This is a genomic window from Pseudomonas sp. GM33, from assembly GCF_000282295.1.
In the GTDB taxonomy this organism is placed as follows: Bacteria; Pseudomonadota; Gammaproteobacteria; order Pseudomonadales; family Pseudomonadaceae; genus Aquipseudomonas; species Aquipseudomonas laurylsulfatiphila.
Map to the genome: position 1 here is coordinate 21,173 of NZ_AKJO01000100.1, position 18,342 is coordinate 39,514.

Annotated in this window: 19 protein-coding genes and 1 pseudogene; 14 read left to right on the forward strand and 6 right to left on the reverse strand. The window is 62.6% G+C overall.

Features of this window, described 5'->3' with window-relative positions:
* The first annotated feature begins 160 nt into the window (after positions 1–160).
* From PMI26_RS10630 to PMI26_RS32120, 7 genes and pseudogenes are all read left to right on the forward strand, one after another.
* Complete coding sequence (locus PMI26_RS10630) at positions 161–505, forward strand: cupin domain-containing protein (RefSeq protein ID WP_007976122.1); 345 nt, start codon at positions 161–163, stop codon at positions 503–505.
* 5 nt (positions 506–510) lie between these two features.
* Positions 511–1,578 (forward strand): aminoglycoside phosphotransferase family protein, encoded by a 1,068-nt coding sequence (locus tag PMI26_RS10625; RefSeq protein WP_007976125.1) that lies wholly within the window; start codon positions 511–513, stop codon positions 1,576–1,578.
* Positions 1,565–3,073 carry an aldehyde dehydrogenase family protein gene (locus PMI26_RS10620; protein ID WP_007976127.1) on the forward strand — a complete coding sequence of 503 codons (1,509 nt, stop codon included), beginning with the start codon at positions 1,565–1,567 and terminating at the stop codon, positions 3,071–3,073. The genes PMI26_RS10625 and PMI26_RS10620 overlap by 14 nt, the downstream gene beginning before the upstream one ends.
* 39 nt (positions 3,074–3,112) lie before the next feature.
* Positions 3,113–3,580 (forward strand): annotated as a pseudogene (locus PMI26_RS31915) (NTP transferase domain-containing protein); the annotation flags it as partial.
* A gap of 294 nt (positions 3,581–3,874) precedes the next feature.
* On the forward strand, positions 3,875–5,353 hold the full coding sequence (locus PMI26_RS0129720; protein ID WP_033048033.1) for an aldehyde dehydrogenase family protein: 1,479 nt from the start codon (positions 3,875–3,877) through the stop codon (positions 5,351–5,353).
* Positions 5,354–6,071: 718 nt separating this feature from the next.
* Positions 6,072–6,218 (forward strand): hypothetical protein, encoded by a 147-nt coding sequence (locus PMI26_RS31625; protein WP_007976132.1) that lies wholly within the window; start codon positions 6,072–6,074, stop codon positions 6,216–6,218.
* 189 nt (positions 6,219–6,407) lie between these two features.
* Positions 6,408–6,533: a hypothetical protein gene (locus tag PMI26_RS32120; protein ID WP_007976134.1), complete on the forward strand. Its 126-nt coding sequence runs from the start codon at positions 6,408–6,410 to the stop codon at positions 6,531–6,533.
* Positions 6,534–6,680: 147 nt separating this feature from the next.
* Here the strand turns inward: PMI26_RS32120 and PMI26_RS10615 are convergent, their stop codons facing one another.
* Entirely contained in the window at positions 6,681–7,640 is a 960-nt protein-coding gene (locus PMI26_RS10615; protein ID WP_007976135.1) for an HlyD family secretion protein, read from the reverse strand.
* A gap of 3 nt (positions 7,641–7,643) precedes the next feature.
* Positions 7,644–8,015 (reverse strand): DUF3302 domain-containing protein, encoded by a 372-nt coding sequence (locus tag PMI26_RS10610; protein ID WP_007976137.1) that lies wholly within the window; start codon positions 8,013–8,015, stop codon positions 7,644–7,646.
* 151 nt (positions 8,016–8,166) lie between these two features.
* Between PMI26_RS10610 and PMI26_RS10605 the strand changes: the two genes are divergently transcribed.
* Positions 8,167–8,829 carry a hypothetical protein gene (locus tag PMI26_RS10605; protein WP_007976139.1) on the forward strand — a complete coding sequence of 221 codons (663 nt, stop codon included), beginning with the start codon at positions 8,167–8,169 and terminating at the stop codon, positions 8,827–8,829.
* A gap of 77 nt (positions 8,830–8,906) precedes the next feature.
* Entirely contained in the window at positions 8,907–9,989 is a 1,083-nt protein-coding gene (locus tag PMI26_RS10600) for a sterol desaturase family protein (protein ID WP_007976140.1), read from the forward strand.
* A gap of 145 nt (positions 9,990–10,134) precedes the next feature.
* Here the strand turns inward: PMI26_RS10600 and mug are convergent, their stop codons facing one another.
* A complete protein-coding gene (mug, locus tag PMI26_RS10595; protein ID WP_033048029.1) occupies positions 10,135–10,656 on the reverse strand; it encodes a G/U mismatch-specific DNA glycosylase in 522 nt (173 codons plus the stop codon).
* Positions 10,649–11,275 (reverse strand): TetR/AcrR family transcriptional regulator, encoded by a 627-nt coding sequence (locus PMI26_RS10590; RefSeq protein WP_007976143.1) that lies wholly within the window; start codon positions 11,273–11,275, stop codon positions 10,649–10,651. The genes mug and PMI26_RS10590 overlap by 8 nt, the downstream gene beginning before the upstream one ends.
* A 260-nt stretch (positions 11,276–11,535) precedes the next feature.
* Between PMI26_RS10590 and PMI26_RS10585 the strand changes: the two genes are divergently transcribed.
* From PMI26_RS10585 to PMI26_RS10565, 5 genes are all read left to right on the forward strand, one after another.
* A complete protein-coding gene (locus PMI26_RS10585) occupies positions 11,536–12,672 on the forward strand; it encodes an HlyD family secretion protein (protein WP_007976145.1) in 1,137 nt (378 codons plus the stop codon).
* Positions 12,672–14,168, forward strand: coding sequence for a DHA2 family efflux MFS transporter permease subunit (locus tag PMI26_RS10580; protein WP_007976147.1), 1,497 nt, complete (start codon positions 12,672–12,674; stop codon positions 14,166–14,168). The genes PMI26_RS10585 and PMI26_RS10580 overlap by 1 nt, the downstream gene beginning before the upstream one ends.
* 19 nt (positions 14,169–14,187) lie before the next feature.
* Complete coding sequence (locus tag PMI26_RS10575; protein WP_007976149.1) at positions 14,188–15,666, forward strand: efflux transporter outer membrane subunit; 1,479 nt, start codon at positions 14,188–14,190, stop codon at positions 15,664–15,666.
* A 23-nt stretch (positions 15,667–15,689) separates the two neighbouring features.
* Positions 15,690–16,640, forward strand: a complete 951-nt coding sequence (locus PMI26_RS10570; RefSeq protein ID WP_007976151.1) for an aldo/keto reductase — start codon at positions 15,690–15,692, stop codon at positions 16,638–16,640.
* A gap of 64 nt (positions 16,641–16,704) precedes the next feature.
* Positions 16,705–17,637: a LysR family transcriptional regulator gene (locus tag PMI26_RS10565; RefSeq protein ID WP_007976154.1), complete on the forward strand. Its 933-nt coding sequence runs from the start codon at positions 16,705–16,707 to the stop codon at positions 17,635–17,637.
* 48 nt (positions 17,638–17,685) lie between these two features.
* Here the strand turns inward: PMI26_RS10565 and PMI26_RS10560 are convergent, their stop codons facing one another.
* Positions 17,686–17,958 (reverse strand): DUF2790 domain-containing protein, encoded by a 273-nt coding sequence (locus PMI26_RS10560; RefSeq protein ID WP_007976156.1) that lies wholly within the window; start codon positions 17,956–17,958, stop codon positions 17,686–17,688.
* A 120-nt stretch (positions 17,959–18,078) separates the two neighbouring features.
* A partial coding sequence (locus PMI26_RS31920; protein ID WP_007976158.1) for a hypothetical protein occupies positions 18,079–18,342 on the reverse strand: 264 nt, incomplete at its 5' end.

The window sequence follows — 18,342 nt, forward strand, 5'->3', positions numbered from 1 at the left end:
GCTTGCTCGCGATGGCGCAATAACATTCAACATCAATGTTGACTGACCCGCCGCCATCGTCGGAACGCCGCCCGGAGCAAGCTCGCTCCCACAAGGTTCGCGGTGTTCCAAGCCTTATCTGATCGGCATTGGGCCAACTTACTTTTTTTGGAGAAGATGAATGACAACCCCGTTTCTGTACGACCCCCTGAGCATCACCGACGTCAAGGATTGGGGCGTGATCCCGACCATGCTCGAAGGCGAATCCCGTGTCTCCGGCGTGGTGCTGCACAAAGGCCCCGAAGGCCAGTCCGAATGCGGCATCTGGATCTGCACCCCGGGCAAATGGTTTTGCCATGTCACCAGCGACGAGTTCTGCCACTTCCTCGAGGGCCGCTGCACGTACGTCCACGAGTCCGGCGAAGTGATCGAGATCAAGCCCGACACCGCCGCCTTCTTCGGCAAGGACTGGAAGGGTGTGTGCACGGTCCACGAGACCATCAAAAAGGTCTACATGATCCGGTGACTGCCATGACTGATGCACTGGCGTCATTGCCAACCCGTGAAGACCAGCGCGCCGCCTTCCTGGCACGCGCCGGTTTCGCCGGGGCCCCGCTGGTGGCCTTGCCGGCGGATGCTTCGACCCGGCGCTATTTCCGCCTGGACGGCGCCGGCCTGTTGCTGATGGATTCGCCGCCCCATAGCGAACCCATCGACCCGTTTGTGCGCATCGCCCGGCAGTTGCAAGGGCTGGGCCTGTCCGCGCCGGCCTTGCTGGAAGTAGATGAGGCGGCGGGGCTGGCGCTGATCGAGGATTTCGGTCACGACACCTACACCCGGCTGCTGCTGGCCGGGCATTCGGAGTCGGCGTTGTATCACCTGGCGGTCGATACGCTGGTGGCCTTGCACCGCGCAGCGCCGGCTGCGGAACTGGCGCCTTACGACGCGCAGCGACTGGCGGACGAGTGCGCGCTGTTCATCGACTGGTATGTGCCTTTACTCGTCGGCAAAGAGGCGGCACAGGGCCTGCGCGATGAGTATCTGGCGCTGTTCGCCGAGGCTTGTGGTGACGTTGCCCAGCGCCGCGAAGCCCTGGTGCTGCGTGACTTTCACGTCGACAACCTGATGCTGCTGCAAGGCCGCGAAGGTGTCGCCGCCTGCGGGTTGCTGGATTTCCAGGACGCCCTGGCCGGGGCGGCGGCCTATGACCTGATGTCGTTGCTCGAAGACGCCCGGCGCGATGTGCCCGAAGCGTTGCGTGAGGCACTGATCAGCCATTACCTGTCGCAGCGCCCGGAGCTGGACGCGCGGCGTTTTCTCGAAGACTACCGGCGCCTGGCCGCCCAACGTCACGCCAAGGTGCTGGGGATTTTCGTGCGCCTGGCCGGCCGTGACGGCAAGCACGCTTACCTGGCGCACCTGCCGCGAACCCTGGGTCTGTTTGTCCGTGCGCTGGACGCCGAGGCATTTGCGCCCCTGCGCCAATGGCTCGCCCGGCACGTGCCGGGCTGGCGAGAAGAGCTGCCCGCCACGACCCTGGCGACATTGCGTCAAACCCCTTATCGATTGGTTCAAGGATCATCCCATGGCCACCTTTAACAGCGATTCTGCCTTGCGTTTCATCAACCCCGAGTTCCTGCCGCTGAGCGATGGCCGCGTGCGCCAGGTGCTCGATCCGGCGACCCTGCAACCGGTCGGGCAAGTCGGCGTGTGTGGCGAAGCCGATGTGCAAGCCGCCATCGATGCCGCCACCGCCGCGCAAAAACAGTGGCGCCTGGTGGATGCGAAAAGCCGCGCCGCGCGCCTGCATCAACTGGCCAATGCCATCGAGCAGAACCTGGCGTGCAACCGCGAAGTCGCGCGCCTGATGACCCTGGAGATGGGCAAGCCGTTTCCCGAGGCCATGGGCGAACTGGCCAACTGCGCGCCGATCTTTCGCTACTACGCGGAAATGGCCCGGGACGATGCCGGCAAGGTCGCCGGCACCACGCAGATCGGTTCCTTCCAGCATGTGCGCTACGAGCCCTATGGCGTCAGCGTGCACATCATGCCGTTCAACTTTCCGATCCTGCTGATGTGCTGGACGGTCGCCGCGTCACTGGCGGCGGGCAATGCCTGCCTCATCAAGCCGGCGGAAGCCACGACCCTGTGTACCCTCAAGTTCATGGAGCATTTCAGCGCGTTGTTGCCGGGGCTGGTGTCCTGTGTGCCGGGCGATGCGGTGACTGCGCAGCTGCTGGTGCAGTCGGCGCAGACCCACGCGGTGGCCTTCACCGGCAGTGTGGCTGCGGGCAAGGCGGTGGCCGTGGCCTGTGCCGAGCGGATGAAACCTTGTGTCATCGAGGCCGGTGGCAGCGATCCGTTGATCATCTCCAGGCACGCGCCGCTGGACGTGGCAGCGGCGGGGGCAGTGACGGCTGCATTCCATCTCAGTGGGCAGATCTGCACCTCGGCCGAGCGCTTGTATGTCGTGGACGAGGTGCATGACGAATTTGTCGCGAAGTTCGCTGAACGCACCCGCGCCCTGCGCATCGGCCATGGCCTGGAGCGCTCGGAGATCGGGCCGATGGTCAGCGAAGCGGCGCGCAACAAGGTCGTGCGCCTGGTCGATGACGCCGTGGCCAAGGGCGCGAAAGTGGTGTGTGGTGGGCGGATTCCACCCCGGCACACGGTCGGCTGGTTCTATGAGCCGACCATCCTCACCGGCGTGACCGCTGACATGGCGATTCTTCAGGAAGAGTGCTTTGGCCCGGTGGCGGCGATCTGCCGGGTCAGCGATTTCGATGAGGCGGTGCGGTTGGCCAACGACTCGCCGTTCGGCCTCGGGGCCTCGCTGTTTTCCACGGACCTGGCCGAAGCCATGGAGGCCGCCGAGCGCCTGGAAGCGGGGATGGTCTGGGTCAACAACCCGTTGATCGACAACGATGCGCTGCCGTTCGGTGGCTGGAAGATGTCGGGCCTTGGGCGCGAGCTCGGGCGTCAGGGGCTGGAAGCGTTCCGCCGCTCGAAAATGGTCATCATCGATCACCAGCCGAAGATTCAGGACTGGTGGTATCCGTATGCCGACGATGTGTTCTATCGCGATCCGGCCTGAAGCCCGGATGCACACAGGAGGATCGTGATGAGCGACAACATGGGCGGGTCGACGCTGGCGGTGATTCTCGCGGCCGGGCAGGGCAAGCGGATGCAGTCGCCGCTGCCCAAGGTGTTGCACCCGGTGGGCAACCGGCCGCTGCTCGGCCATGTGCTGGCGGCGGTGGAGGCGGCCGGTATCGAGCAACGGGCGGTGGTGGTGGGCGCGGGCGGCGAGCAGGTGGCTGAATACCTGCGGCAGGTCGCACCGACGGCACAGGTGTTTACCCAGCACGAACAACGGGGCACGGCCCACGCGGTACTCGCCGCCCGGCCGGCTTTGCAGGCGCAGCAACAGGGCTATGTGTTGGTGCTGTTTGGCGACTCCCCCCTGATCACCCCGCAGACCTTGAATCGCTTGCGCAGGGCGTTGATGGACGGCGCGGTGGTGGCGGTGGCGGGTTTTCACACCCAGCGGCCGGGACCCTACGGGCGGCTGCTGGTGGAGCAGGGGCGTTTGCGGGCGATCCGCGAAGCCAGGGATGCGAGCCCGCAGGAGCTGGACATCAACTTCTGCAATGGCGGCGTCATGGGCCTGCGGGCCGATACCTGCCTGTGGTTGCTGGAGCGTATCGGCAACCGCAACGCCCAGGGCGAGTACTACCTCACCGATGCGGTGGCGGTGGCCAACGAGGCGGGGCTGACGGTGACTGCCGTGGAAGTGGAGGAAACCGACGTGCTCGGGGTCAATGACCGCGAACAATTGCAGGTCGCCGAACAGCTGTACCAGCAGCGTCGGCAGCGCAGGATCAAGGAGTGTGCCATGGGTGACTATCAACGGTTGTACATCGGCGGTGAGTGGGTTGCCCCGGTTCAACGCGGTGTTTTCGATACGCTCGATCCGAGTGACGAATCGGTGCTGGCGCGGGTCGCTTCTGCCACGTTCGAGGACGTCGACCGGGCGGTTGCAGCGGCACGTTCGGCGTTTGATGAGGGGGACTGGCCACGCTGGTCGGGCGCGCAACGGGCCGAGGTTCTGCGACGTATCGCCGAGGGCATTCGCCACCGTCAGGACGAACTGGCCGCCATCGAAGTGCGCGACAACGGCAAGCCATTGCCGGAAGCATTGTGGGACATCGCCGACACCGCCGGGTGCTTCGACTTCTATGCCGGGTTGGCCGAACAATCGGATCAACAGGGTGAACAGTCGATCGATGTGCCGGATGCGCGCTTCACGTCATCGGTGATCAAGGAACCGGTCGGTGTGGTCGCGGCGATCATCCCGTGGAATTTCCCGATGCTGATGGCCTCGTGGAAAGTGGCCCCGGCGCTGGCGGCAGGTTGCACCGTCGTGCTAAAGCCATCGGAGCTGACCCCGTTGACCGCCCTCGAACTGGCCGACATCGCCGACAAGGCAGGGCTGCCGGCCGGGGTCCTGAACGTGATCACGGGCCTGGGACGCGAGGCGGGCGCGCCGCTGGCCAAACACCCGTATGTCGACAAGGTCGCCTTCACCGGCAGCGTACCGACCGGGCGCAAGATCATGCAGGCGGCTGCCAACGACATCAAAAACATCAGCCTGGAACTGGGCGGCAAATCACCTTTCGTGATCTTCGCCGACAGCGACATCGAAGCCGCTGTGGAATGGATTCTGTTCGGGATCTTCTGGAACCAGGGCCAGGTCTGTTCAGCCACTTCACGGGTGCTGGTGGAGCGCGGGTTGTACCCGGCGTTGCTCGAACGCCTGATTGCCGCGACCGAGCGGATTCAGATCGGCCAGGGTTTCGAAGAGGGGGTGAAACTCGGGCCGCTGGTCAGTCAGGGGCAACTGGACAAGGTGCTGGCGGCCATTGCAGCCGGTCAGCAGGAGGGCGCGCGGCTGGTGTCGGGCGGTGGGCGGCCGGGCAATCTGGAAAAGGGTTACTACCTGACGCCGGCGATTTTCGCCGATGTCCCCGAGGACAGCTCGGTATGGCGTGAGGAAATCTTCGGCCCGGTAGTGTGCGTGCGCGCCTTCGACACGGAAGCCGAAGCGATCCGATTAGCCAATGACTCGCCGTTCGGCCTGGCGGCAGCAGTCATGTCCCGGGATATCCCGCGTTGCGAACGGGTCGCGCGTGGATTTCGCGCCGGCATTGTCTGGGTCAACTGCTCGCAGCCGACCTTCGTCGAAGCGCCGTGGGGCGGCTACAAGCAGAGCGGCATCGGTCGCGAACTGGGGGAGTGGGGTTACAACAGCTACCTGGAAACCAAGCAGATCACCCGCTACAACGGCGAACCCTGGGGGTGGTACCTGAAGTGAAGTGAACGCCGGTTGGCAGGTGCCCCGCGGTGCTCTCGGGTTTATCGCGAGCAGGCTCGCTCCTACAGATGGCATAGGCCGCCGGCGAAAACATAAACCCTGTAGGAGCGAGCTCGCGATGGTCGTCAACGATAACGCGGGCTGGCAGGTACCCCGCGGTGCTCTCGGGTTTATCGCGAGCAATCTCCCACAGTTGGCATTGGCCGCCGGCGAAAACATAAACCCTGTAGGAGCGAGCTCGCGATGGTCGTCAACGCTAACGCCGGCTGGCAGGTGCCCCGCGGCGCTCTCGGGTTTATTGCGAGCAGGCTCGCTCCTGCATCCCCACACATGGGTTATTACACCCACCTGACCGGGCCTTTTTCACCAAACTTGCGTCTCGCCTGGCACACCGTCAAACAGCTTGTTCATTAATCTGGACTTTTTCCTGGCCCTGTAGTGATGGCTCATTCGTTGCTTAACCCTTGGTACCCGCAACAGTTTTCGTCCCATGACGCGAGGGGTGAAAAAATGAAGCCAGCGACGCCAGCATGCAACGCCATCGCCTTACTGCTGAGGTCAAGCCCGCCCTGCACGATGCTCCTTCCCGGAACACGTCACGGGCTGACAACGCGCTTGCATCCAGCGTGCAGTCATCTTTCAGATCGCCACCGACGGCCAGCCCGGCCAATTGTTCGCGAGAGCTATTACATGTGCGGCGGGAAAGGGAGAACGGGTGATGGCTTCCACGACTAAATCCATTGATCTGATCACGAAAAGACCGACCCACCTTTACAAGCAGCTCGCTCAGTTGAGTCTGATGGTTGTTGCGTTGCTGATGATGCTGGCGTTGTCCGCCGTACTGGCGATGGCGTTGACCCTTTGAGGGCTCTGAGCTGCCGACGCCGCTGACGTGTCGGGTCGAATGCAAACGGGTGAGCAAGCCTGAGAATGACCCAGCCTATGGAACTGCACACCATTCTGGCGATCAAATCCTTTACGGGTGAGACGCGCGTCGTAATGGTTACGCATTCGCATTGAGCGCCCAGTAAGGCTGTAAAGCCGGGAGGGCAACATGGGCAACAGCGCGATGGTCAAGTTCTTTGCGGGCTACCTGTTCGTGTGCGCACTGCTGGCATGGGCGGTGACCCAGGCGTCTCCCTGGATTGCCTCGCAGCTGCTGCTCCACTGGATTCTCTAGCGCCGTACCCCCTCAATACCACGCCCGATACTTCAAGCTCCGCGATCCGCAGCCTGCTCGATCAGTCATTACAACTGCGCGACCAGGCCGGTTCGCTGAACCGGCAACTGACCCCATTCAAGGGAGCCAGTTGCCGACGCTGGCGGATTAGTGAAACGGAAAGATGTAGTTCATCCAGGCAGCCATGCGCAGGAGGATCTTGCGCATCATCGCGATGTGATGGAAATGCTGGCTGTACAACGCGGCCTGGCCGTAGGCCCCGCCGGGCATCAGGTCGGCGTACTGGGCATAGTCGGGATCGGTGATTTCAATGATCACCGGTACCCGGCCGGCCGGTGGCGAACCGGTGAAACCGATCAGCGTGCCCGACGGCTGGATCTGGCCTTCGGCGATGACCGACACCACGGTTTTGACCTTGCCTTCGAACACCTTCCCGGGAATGCCGTCAAAAGCGACTTCGGCCTCATCGCCCTCGGTCAGGCGCAACAGGCTGTTCTGCCGCATCCATGCCGAGAAGTAATGACCTTCGGCGGGAATGAACACCATCGAAGGGCGCAGCGGCAGCTTGGTCGCCATCATGCCCGGACGCAGCGAAACATGGGTGACGAAGCCTTTGCTCGGCGCACGCACCGTGGTGTTGTCGAGTTCGTACTGCGCGTTGTCCAGTTGTGCCTTCAGGTCGTCGGTGCGGGCGACCACCATATCCAGTTCCCGTTGAGTGCTGAAATTACGCTTGATCAACTCGGTGATCCGCACACGATCGGCCTGGGCGGCAATCAGTTGTGCCTTGAGGGATTTCACCCGGTACTCGAAAGGTGCGGGGTCGATGCGAAACAGTACGTCGCCTTTTTCCAGGGGCTGGTTGGTCTTGACCGGCACGTCGATCACCTGGCCACTGACCACGGGAATCACCGGAACCGATACGAAATAGGAACGCGCCACCTCGGAGTAGGGGTGGTTGTAGTTCATCGTGAAAATCAGCGCGCCGATAATCACGATCCCGCCCAGCACCGCCGTGGGCACCGTCCATTTGTTCAGGGGGATGCGGAAGATCTTGAAGATGGCAACGCAGAGTGCCGCATACGTCAGTATGAGTAAGAGATCCATGGCTCAAATGCCCTCGCCGAGATTGTCCGTTGGCCGCCTGCTCTGCGTCGTGCCCGTCGCCGTCTCGAGGCGCTCGATGCGGCCTTGCAGCTCGGCGACCTGTTGTTCGAGGTGAACCACATGGCTCTTGGCTGAGTGTCCGTCACTGAAACCCCAGCCCCGGTCCTCTCGATAGGCCATCGCCCAGATCCACAGGAACGGCCAGAGCGCGTGCAGGGTGAACAGGCTGACCCAGCCGGTGGCGTGAATCGCATCCTGGTGAGGGTGGTTGCGGTGGACGGCAATTTCATAGGGGATGTCGTGGAGCAGGATGATCCCGTAGAACAAAACGAGCCCGACAAAAATCAGCAGGCCCAACGCGAAGTAATCAAGCATGAACCACTCCTCTTGAAGCAAATAACGTGTGCGCATGAGTGTAGCCGTTCAATCTACACTTGACGGGGATGCGGATATCCAGCCTGGGCAACCGGTGCCTGGCCGACGCGTCGACCGGTATCGTGCGGATAGCCCAAGGGGAGGTGTACTCATGCCAGGCAATGTTCAATTCGAAAGGGCGCCTGTACTTGACCCTGTCGAGCGCATTACCGAGGTGATCTTCGGCCTGCTGATGGCCATGACGTTCACCGGCACCATCAGCGTGGCCACGGCAGACCAGGCCGCCGAGCGCACGATGATGCTGGCCGCGCTCGGTTGCAATCTCGCCTGGGGACTGGCCGATGCGGTCATGTACCTGTTGCGTGCACTGGTCGAGCGCACGCGCCGGATCAAGCTGTACCTGGCCCTGCGCAATGGCGCGGACGCCGCGGCGGGTCAGGCGCTCATTGCACAAGTACTGCCGTTGCAATTCGCCACGGCGGCCGGCAGCGAGGGCCTGGAACTGTTGCGCCGACGGCTGCTCGAGCAGCCGCCCTTGCCGATCAGGGCCGGCCTCGGCTGGAACGATTTCAGGGGGGCGTTCGGTGTTTTCCTGTTGGTGGTGTGCTCGACCTTTCCGCTGGTGGTGCCGTTCATACTGCTCGACCAGACGGCACTCGCCATTCGCTTGTCCAACCTGATCGGACTGGTGGTGCTGTTCGTCGCAGGCTGGATGCTCGCCAGATACGCTGGCGCCACGCAGTGGCAGGGTGGGGTGATCATGGCTACTACGGGAGGTGTGCTGATCCTTGCGATCATTGCGCTGGGCGGCTGACAACTGGACATAATTCAGCACACTAAAGACTCATTCTCATTTACAATTGCCCTTCCATTTACGTCGGGCAGCCCGGTATGGATGTTCTTGCCGCAATCCATCTTTATTTATCCCAGTGGGTGATCGAGCCGGTCACCCGGCAGTTCCTGGGCATTTTCGACTTCAACGGCAGACTCGGTCTATCCTTTCTCTGCATGTCTTACGGCGTTGCTTATTGCCTGTTCCGGCACCGCAAATCCCGGGGTTTGACCGACGCGCGCTCGTTCGTTGAGTTCATCGGTGGCAGCCGGGTTTACCTGCACCGCTCGGCGCTGCTCGACTACCGCTATTACTTCGTACTGGCCATCCTCAAGGTTGTCCTGGTGCTGCCCATCGTCGGTCTGGTCGATCCGTACGTGTTGCGCTCGGCGGACTACATCGCCTTCTTCACCCGGCTGTGGGGCGCGCGCACGCAAGTGGAGGAGCACCTGGCGCTGACCCTGCTCTATGGACTGGGGGTATTCCTGGTCAAGGATTTCAGCCATTACTGGGGCCATCGCGCGTTTCATTCGCGGTACCTGTGGGCCTTCCACAAAGTCCATCATTCGGCGCCCGTGCTGGTGCCGGCGACGGCCAGCCGCGTGCACTTTCTGGAAGAGGTGGTCGAAAAGCTCACGGACATCATCTGTGTCGGCGCCTTTGCCGGTGTCTTCTGGTACGCCTGCGGGGGAGAGATCAGCCGCTACACCTTGTTTGGCGTGACCTACATGGTGTTCATCTTCAACAGCCTGGCGGCCAACCTGCGTCACAGCCATGTCTGGTTGTCCTTCGGACCGGTGCTTGAACGGGTGCTGAGCAGCCCGGCGCAACACCAGATTCATCACAGCGATGCGCCACGACATTTCAACAAGAACTTCGGCATCAACCTGTCGCTGTGGGACTGGATGTTCGGCACCCTGTACGTCACCCGGCCCACACCCGAGGTCATCGCCTTCGGCACCGGGGAACAGGATCACGAGCGTTACCTGACGATGAAGGGTTTGATCGTCACGCCTTTTGTGGACGTCGCCCGTAAACTCCTCTGTGCCATACGCCCGAAAGCACAGCCTCAAAGCGCATCTGATCCGTATTTTTCAGTGCAATCTGCCTCTGTAACGGATACAGCCGCCAGCCCACAATAAATCTCCGGTACGGCAGCACTCGGCGCTCGCTGTACCGCCAATTCATAGTGTGGGAGGCCGCATGGCCAAGATGACGATTTTTCTCGGCGGTTTTCTGGTATTGACCATCCTGATCGGTGTGCTGGCGACGATTCCTCCGGCGTGATCACTGCGGCCGGTTTGCGTCGACGGCCAGGCGCAGCTCGCGGTACGCCGCGACCAGTTGCTCAAGGCTGAACGCACGATTTCTGCCGCTGGGGTTCGGCAGGACCCAGACCGCAGCGTTGCCGAAGGTTTTCGCTTGAAGGCCCCAGGCAACCTCGCGCTGACCGGACAGCGCGCAATACGCCGCCTTGCCCAGGAATGCCACGAAACGCGGCGCATGGCGGGCGATTTTCTGTTCGAAGCCCGCTGCGGCGGCGCTGAACTCGTGCAAGGACAATTGATCGGCGCTGGCCGTCGGCCGCTCGACCACCGCGGTCAAGCCGCATTGATAGCGCAAGAGCGTCCGGTCGTTTTCCGGTTGCACCTGCTCAGGCGTAAACCCGGCGAGATGGAGCGTGCGCCAGAAGCGATTGCCGCGCCCGGCAAAATGGTGCCCTTGGGCGGCGGCAGTCATGCCGGGATTGATGCCGCAAAAGATCACGGCAAGCTCCTCGGCAAGAATATCCTCGAGTCTTTCACTCACCGCAGATCACTCTGATCGCCTGGCGTGCGAGCCCTGTCAGCTCGTCTCGGGATTTACCGGCCCGGGCGCGGATCGAAATGCTGTGCAGTAGGGACGAGGCGAGCACGGCAAGGGCGGCCGGGTCGGCATCGCCTTTCAACTCGCCGGCATCTTTCGCCGCTTGCAGGCGAACTTCCAGATCGGCATCCAGCCGGCTCAAGCGCTCGGACAGCACTTCGCGAATCTGCGGGTCCTCGACGGCTTCGGTGGTTGCCGTGCCGATGGCGAAGCAACCGCGGGGCTGGCCCTCGCCCGAGAAATAAATCGATAACTGCCCCTCGTAGAATCGTTGCAAGGCCTCGGCCAGCGGCAGGTTCAGGTCCGTGAGCGCCTCATGCATGGCCGCCGCGGCAAACTCCCAATATTGCTCCAGCGCTTTGATGTAGAGCGCGTGCTTGTCGCCGAACGCGGCATAGAGGCTGGGGCGGTTCATGCCGGCGGCGGTGGCGATGCTGTCCAGGGACGCGCCGGAGTAGCCGGTGTTCCAGAACACACCGAGTGCCTGCTGCAACGCGGTCTGCGGGTCGTAGGCCCGAGGGCGGCCGCGGCCTTTGCCCTCTGTCGATTTATTTTGTGCCATGTCGTACAAAATCCTTGTGAGGCGATGGGTCGAGGGATATTCTTACACCATCGCACAAAATTAAGGAATCAGAAATTCCTTGATCCAGGGTTTGTTGTAGCCGGGCTCGAACCGAGTGCTGCGGCGACGAAACCGACGCGCTGGGAGCGATCCTCCCGACCGCGCACGGGCTTGCTTCTTTTCAGCATTTATTGACCTGCGGGCCACCGGCGCTTGTTGCCGATGCTGGCCCGATTACCCGGCTAAAGGTGAACTCGATCATGACCAAAGCGTTCGATATCCCGGCTTCACAGACCTTCGGGCAGCCTGGCCCAAACCCGGCCGGCGCGCCCACCCGAAAACCCCTGAGACAGACCTTGCGTCCCTGGCTGATGGTGGGTGTTCCACTCCTGTTCGCGGCGCTGGGCTATGCCCACCATGTGTCGGGCCAGGCCTATGTATCGACCGACAACGCTTACGCCCGCGTGGCCAAGGCATCGATCAATGCGCGGATCTCCGGGCAAGTGGTCGAGATTGCCGTCGAGGACAATCAGCCGGTCAGCAAGGGCCAGGTGCTGTTCCGGATCGATCCGAAACCCTTCCAGATCGCCGTCGACCGTGCGCAAGCGCAACTGAGCGTGGCGCGGCTGCGGATCGACGGACTCAAGGCCAGCTATCGTCAGCAGCAGGCGGAACTGCAATCGGCGAAAGAGTCGGCTGACTTCGACCAGAAGGATTTTGCCCGCAAGAAAGCACTGGTCGCGACTGAGTTCGTTTCGAAGTCGATCTACGAACGGGCCGACACTGACGTGAAGGTGGCGCGGCAACGGATCGCGTCCATCGAGCAACAGATCGCCAGCACCGTGGTAGCCCTGAACGGCAATCCGAACATCGAGGCCGATAGCCACCCGACGGTGCGCGAGGCCCGGGCGCAGCTCGACGAGGCGCAGTTGTACCTCTCGTACACCACGGTATACGCGCCGCAGGACGGCATCGTGGCCAAGGTCGACGACCTGCAGGTGGGCAACTACCTGAACAACGGTGCGCCGGCCTTTGCCTTGCTGTCCGGTCACGAGATCTGGATCGAGGCCAATTTCCGCGAGACGGACGTGACCCACATGCGCCCTGGTCAGCAAGCCACCATCCGCATCGATACCTACCCGGATCGCGTGTTCAAGGCCCACGTCACCAGCATGAGCCCGGGGGCCGGGTCGGATTTCGCCCTGCTGCCACCGGAGAACGCGACCGGCAATTGGGTCAAGGTGACGCAGCGGGTGCCGGTACGGCTTGAGCTTGACGAAGTGGACCCGGCGCTGCCGCTGTTCTCCGGGACCAGCGCCACGGTAAAGATCGACACCCGGTTTCGCAGCCCCTGGTGGCATCCGCTCAAGGCGTTGCTGACCGCAGGTAACTTCTGATGAACGCCCAATCGATAGTAAACCCCGGCGGGGAGGGTGCGCGCTCGCTCAGGTTCGCCGCCTTGCTGGCGACCTACATGCAGTCGGCCAACCTGCCGTTACCGAACGCGGCACTCAGGTTGATTCAGGGCAGCCTGTCGATGACCGACGATCAGGCGGGCTGGATTTTCACCTCGTACCTGGCCGCGAGTGCGATCAGCATGCCGCTGGCCCAGTGGCTGGCCGCACGCTTTGGTTTGAAGTGGGTGTATCAGTCGGCGCTGGCGTTGTTTGTCCTGGGCTTGCTGCTCGCCACGGTGGCGACGACGCCGCTGGAATTCGTCGGCGCGCGCATCGTTCAAGGCATTGCCAGTGGCGTACTGGCGCCGCTGTCGATGGCGATCGCCCTGGAAACCTTGCCGCTGGAAAAACGTGCGAAGTTCGGCGTGAGCTGGACCGCCATCGTGCTGTTCGGCATTGTCAGCGGCCCGAGTATCGGTGGCTGGATCGCTGAACATTTCGGCTGGCGCCCGATGTTCTACCTCAGCGTGCCACTGTCGCTGTTTATCTTCCTGGTGGCGGCGCTGTTGTTGACCGAGAAGAAAGCCGAAAAACCTCCGGCGTTCGATTTCTTCGGTTTCGGCACCTTCACCCTCGGCCTGATCAGCCTGCAGATGCTGCTCGACCGGGGTGAGCGACTGGACTGGTTCGCCTCGCCCGAGATCTGGCTCGAAGCCGTGGCGTCGGCGCTGGGGTTCTACCTGTTCGTGGTGCATGTGCTGACCTCGAACGTGCACTTCCTCAACAAGCGCCTGCTCAAGGACCGCAACTTCGTGCTGTCGACGGTGATCTTTTTCACCCTCGGTTTCGTGCTGTTGTCGACCATGGCCCTGACCTCGCCGATGCTCGACGAGATTCTCGGCTACCCGCCGGACACCACGGGCGCCTTGACGATCCCGCGTGGCATGGGCCTGGTCGGTGCCTTCCTGCTGATGGGGCGGCTGCCAGCGCGCTTCGACCGTCGCCTCTTCGTCACGGCCGGTATCGCCATCGTGATCTATGCCAACTGGCTGATGCTCGGCTATTCGCCGCTGATGGACGAGTGGCCCGTGGCGGTCGCCGGCGCGATCCAGGGCGCGGGCCTGGGCATCCTGATGCCGGCGGTGAGCAACGTCGCGTTCAGTACCCTCGACCCCGCGCTGCGGGCCGAAGGCACCGGCCTGTTCAATCTGGCCCGGGTCTACGGCAGCACGCTGGGGGTGGCGATCGTGCAGCTGTTTTTCTTCAACAACACCCAGGCCATGCACATGGCGCTGGTCAGCAACCTCACGCCGTACCGCGTCGCCACGCAATCGCTGGCCTCGGCGCCGTTGCAGGTGCTGGAGGGGCTCAACGAAATGATCACCGGCCAGGCCGCGTTCATCGCCGTGGTCGACCAGTTCAAGGTCCTGATGGTGGTGATGCTGGTGGTGAGCCCGCTGGTGTTGTTTCTTCGCAAGCCTGTTGCGGCCAATTAGTTTTCGTGGAGTTCGCCAAATGAAATCCTGTGCGCTGGTCATCACCCGATACTTACTGCAAACGAAGATCGCGGCGCTGTCGCTGCTTTTCTTGCTGACGGCTTGCACCGTTGGCCCTGACTATCAAAAACCGGCAGCGAGTACATCGCAGCACTACGACACACAGGCCGAGCAGCGTCTTGCCCAGGGTGCCGATCCGCGCATTGACTTCGGCAAGAAGGTCAGTGGCGATTGGTGGTCTGCCTTTCGCTCGCGCAAACTCGACCAGGTGGTGCGTCGTGCCATCGACGGCAACCTGGACCTGGTGGCCGCCGACGCGACGATCCGCCAGGCCGCCTCATCTGTCGCGGCAGCGCAGGGTGCGCTGTATCCGCAGGTCGATTTCGCTGCCGTGGCCGGTCGTCAGCGGCTGCACAACGCCAGGGAGCCCTCGATCGCCAACTTCTATGCGATTGGCCCGCGGGTGGGGTTCGACCTTGATGTGTTCGGCGGCAACCAGCGTCTGGTTGAGCAGCAGCAGGCGTTTGCCGAACTGCAAAAACACCGCTACGAAGCGGCGTACCTGACATTGACCGGCAACGTTGCCAGCCAGGCCTTGCTGTTGGCCTCGGCCAACGCGCAGATGCAAGCCGTGGAAAAACTGCTCGCCAACGATGCGAAAAACCTGGAGCTGGTGCGCATGGCCCACCTCAACGGCAGCACCACGCAGATCGATGTGTCGCTGGCCGAGACCCGGCTCGCCCAGGATCGCACGCTGTTGCCGCCCCTCGCTCAGCAGCGCGATGCGGCTCGCCATGCGCTGTCGATCCTGACAGGGAAGGGGCCGGCGGACTGGATCGCTCCCGACTTCGACTTGAGTGAGTTCGCCCTGCCGTCGAACCTGCCGGTGAGCCTGCCTTCGGAAATGGCCCATGACCGCCCGGATGTGCTGCAGGCCGAAGCGCAACTGCACATGGCCAGCGCGGCGGTGGGCGTGGCGACGGCGAACCGCTATCCCCATGTCACGTTGTCGGCGTCCCTGGCGCAGGCGGCGTCGGGCAATGGCGGCGCGGCACTCTGGGGTTTTGCTGCCGGGCTGGCCGGGCCGATCTTCGATGGCGGCACGCTCAAGGCACAGCAGCAGGCCGCCGTCGACGGCTACAAGGCGACGCTCGCCGGATACCAACAGACGGTCATCAACGCGTTCGGGCAGGTCGCCGACACCTTGCAGGCGATCAACCATGACGCCGAAGAGCACCTGGCCCAGACCGACGCCTTGCGCGCGGCCGAAAACAGTCTGCGGTTGAACCAGCAGGCCTTCGCGCAAGGCGAGAACAGCATCCTCCAGGTCCTGGAAGCAGAGCGTGCCTATGAGCAGGCACTGCTGGGACAGATCCGCGTGAATACCGCGCAGTACCTCGACACCGTGCAGCTGTTTGTTGCCCTGGGCGGTAACGCTGTCGGCACCTTCGAGCAACGCGTTGCCTCTGGCGACGGGCAGACACCTTCGTATCAATAATGGCTGCGGCCTGGAGTAGACACATGACCTATGAAGCCTTTCACGACGGACTGCGCGATACCCGGTTTGCGCTCAACCATGGAGCGGTCGAGATGCCGGCGGTTGGATTCGGGACCTTGTTCCGCGATCTCGCCACGACCACTGATGCGGTGAAGGAAGCGCTGGCCGCCGGTTTCCGCCATTTCGATTGCGCCGAGCGTTATCGCAACGAAGCCCAGGTCGGTGTGGCGCTGACGCAGGTGCTGGCCGCCGGCAACGTCCGCCGCGAAGACCTGTTCATCACCACCAAGCTGTGGAACACCAACCATCGCCCCGAGCGCGTCGAGCCCGCGTTCGCCGCCAGTTGCCAACGCCTGCAAGTGGACTACATCGACTGCTACCTGATCCACACGCCGTTTGCCTTTCAACCCGGCGACAACCAGGACCCGAGGGACGCGCTGGGCAACGTGATCTACGACACCGGCGTGACGCTGATCGAAACCTGGCGGGCGCTCGAGCGCCTGGTGGATGAGGGGCGGGCGAGGTCCATCGGGGTGTCGGATATCACGCTGGACGCGCTGAAGGCGCTGGTCGCCGAAGCCCGGATAAAACCCGCCGTGGTGCAGGTCGAGTCCCACCCTTATTTGCCGGAGTGGGAACTGCTTGAGTTCTGCAAGGCGCACGGGATCATCGTGCTGGCGTTTGCGCCATTGGGGCATGGCATGCAGCCCAATGTGCTGGCAGACCCGGTGCTCACCGGTATCGCCCGGCGTGTGCAGAAAACCCCGGCCCAGGTCGCGCTGGCCTGGTCGGTGCAGCGCGGGGTGGCGTTCCTGACCACCTCGGCAACGCCGAGCCATATCCGGGAAAACATCGATATCTCGACTTTGCCGCACAGGGCCATGATCGAGATTCAACAAGACATCACCACCCGTATACGCTTCAACTCGGTGGTTGAAACCGGTGTTCCCGGATTCATTGCGCGCAAGCCGTAGTGCCTGAGATCAGGGCGGTGCGTCACGGGACCGTCCTGTCTGCCTATCCCTTGAGGTGAAACCGATGGATGTTTTCCAGACCCTGCGCTGTTTCGCGGCGGTGGCCCAAAGCGGCAGCTTCACCGCGGCGGCCGCGATGTTGGACACCACCACGACCCACGTATCAAAAGCCGTTTCCAGCCTCGAGGCCAGGCTGCAGACGCGCTTGATCAACCGCACCACCCGGCGCCTGGCATTGACCGAAGCCGGTGTGCGCTATTTGCAGCGCTGCGAGCGGATCCTGGAGGACATGCGTGAGGCCGATGCAGAGGCGGGCACGGCCCAGGTCATGCCCGCAGGCCGACTGAAAATCCACGCCATGTCCGCCATCGGCAACCACTACGTGATCGGCGCCATCGCCCGCTACCGGCAAACCTGGCCTTCGGTGCTGTTTGACCTGACCGTGACCAATCGCCTGCCGGACTTGCTCGAGGAGGGCTACGACATGTCGATCGTGCTGGCGCGGGACCTGCCCGATTCCGGCTTTGTCGCCCAGCGGCTGGGCATCACCTACAGCATTCTCTGCGCCTCGCCCGAGTACCTGAACCAGCGCGGGACTCCCCAATCGCCGGGTGAACTCGTCGGCCATGATTGCCTGCGAATCGTCAACACGGTCATGCCGGCCGAGCACTGGGTATTTGAAGGCCCGCAGGGGACAGAGACATTCAGCACGCCGGTGTCGCCCTTTCACGTCAACACGGCTGACGCCATGACCTTCGCGATCAAGAACGGGATGGGGATTGGCATTCAACCGATTGCATCGGCCGTCGAGGGCCTGCGGGCGGGGACGTTGGTGCGCGTATTGCCGGCGTATCGGCTTGAAGAGTTGAACCTGTTTGCGATCTACCCTTCACGCAAGTTCGTGGATGCAAAAATAAAAACCTGGGTGGAATTTCTCAAGCATTCCATACCGAGGTTGCTGGCGGCTGATGAAAAAATTGTCGGTGCATCGGTGTAGCTGGCGCTGTACGAATGGAGTGTCGACCCTCCATCGTCCATACAGTGCTCACCCGTTCGAGCAGCCGGTACCCATCACTTGATATTCGACAGTACGGCGTTGACCCCGGGAATCTTCATAGGTCATGCGCGCCGGCACCGGTCCGCATTCATTGGCGATTTCCGATACTTCGATGACGCGTTTGATATCGAGCCGGGTGCCGTAGGTGTAGGTTTCAACGGGCGGTTGGTTAGCTGCAGTAGTCGAGTGGCTGTCGTCCGCCAAGGCCTGGGCGCCGGCGCTGCCGAGCGCAAGCAATAGTGCGATGTTCAACAGTTTCATGATCTTTACCTCGTGGTTTAAGCGTTAACCCGGGGATTATTCACTTGGGTGAAGTCGATGTTAGGCGTTTGGCGGGGGCGCAAAAATCTGTCGGCGGGATAAACACTGTTGCCGGATTGATCATGAATAGAGGGGGACTTTCGGCTTGGACACAGTCCCCTTGTAGGAGCTGGCCTGCCAGCGATGGTCGTTAACGATAACGCGGGTGAATTGGATGAACGCGGCGCACTGGAGTTCATCGCCAGCAGGCTGGCTCCGACGGTTTAAGCGTGGGCGCGCTTCCTTGTGGGAGCTGGCTTGCCAGCGATGGTCGTCAGCGATAACGCGTGTGAACTGGATAAACGCGGCGTACTGGAGTCCATCGCCAGCAGGCTGGCTCCTACA